At 33.8% G+C, this 1,022-nt stretch carries 2 protein-coding genes; one reads left to right on the top strand and one right to left on the bottom strand.

The features are described from left to right. The coding region (locus ACFIO3_RS13860; RefSeq protein WP_375704665.1) for a hypothetical protein at window positions 1–398 on the top strand (398 nt) is incomplete at its 5' end. On the opposite strand, the gene ACFIO3_RS13855 is transcribed toward ACFIO3_RS13860, so the two are convergent. Continuing rightward, window positions 357–899, bottom strand: coding sequence for a hypothetical protein (locus ACFIO3_RS13855; protein WP_375608856.1), 543 nt, complete (start codon window positions 897–899; stop codon window positions 357–359). The two genes, ACFIO3_RS13860 and ACFIO3_RS13855, sit on opposite strands and share 42 nt — an antisense overlap. Between the last annotated feature and the right edge of the window lie 123 nt (window positions 900–1,022).

Raw genomic sequence — 1,022 nt, 5'->3', positions numbered from 1 at the left:
TTTCTGGTACCTATATCGGGCGTCTTTGTTTGCAAGGCGTGATTACTCAAGAGCAATATGATGCCGCGCAACAGTACCTACAGATAAGAAATAATTACCTTTGTGCAAAAGGCTTGCCTAATGCGATTTATGATGATGTGTCTACAAATTCAGATCCAGATAGTTTTGAACAATGGGTTCAAAAAGCAACAAATCACTATCAAGCCGTGCAAGAGGCACTAAAAGAAGCCCAATGCCTCTATAGACAGTATAACCTTTATGCAGCGCTACAGTACCTCGTTGTAGAAGATCAAATGCTACCACACCTTGTGAATTCATTACGCGTTGCTCTTAATGCGCTTCAGAAGTACTTTTCATTAGACAATTTTCCAAATAAACTTGATCAACGCTATCGTTAGTATTAACCCCAATATTACTCCAATTATTCCCAAAATCACTCTCAAACGTTCTTTTATACCTATACCGATTAAAACTAATAACCCTAAAATTATTATCCCTATTGTTATATTCCACATAAAAAGTGCAATTATACCACCAATGAAACCACAAATTAGAAGTGGTATTCCACAAGTTATTAAAGCTATATCTTTAATGTTATCTTGTAGACCATCTTCACGCATTGTTTTTATCATTATACATGACATGATAAAACTCACGGCAGATATAGCTAGCAATAGAGCAGCCACTTTTTCTTGTAGATCATTTCCTATAAGGTTAGAATTAAATATTATAAGTGTAGGAATCCATGGAACAAACGTTGGTAAAAATAGTACAGTGCAGTATGCAACTATTTCTTTCCCTTTTTTTCCTGCTTTTTTAATGGCATGTATTGCATTGAATAGCATTAATAAAAACAATGCTATCAAAACTCCAATAAAGCATAAATTTTCTATAATCATTATCTTCTCTTTTTTGACGATCCACTGTTTAGAACACTGCTTAACCGATTCCCTTTGAAATTATCAATATGTGTTATTTTTATGTTGACAAAGTGTAGCAAATCGTATTTAATGACAAATACG

The sequence above is a fragment of the Bartonella sp. AD328YNZD genome (assembly GCF_042196425.1).
The sequence above is the reverse complement of the archived record's forward strand: the minus strand, read 5'-3'. Positions and strand labels throughout refer to the sequence as shown.

Bases quoted from the DNA above. Each gene is read 5' to 3' on its own strand.
- ACFIO3_RS13855 (WP_375608856.1), bottom strand. From the start codon at position 899: ATGATTATAGAAAATTTATGCTTTATTGGAGTTTTGATAGCATTGTTT.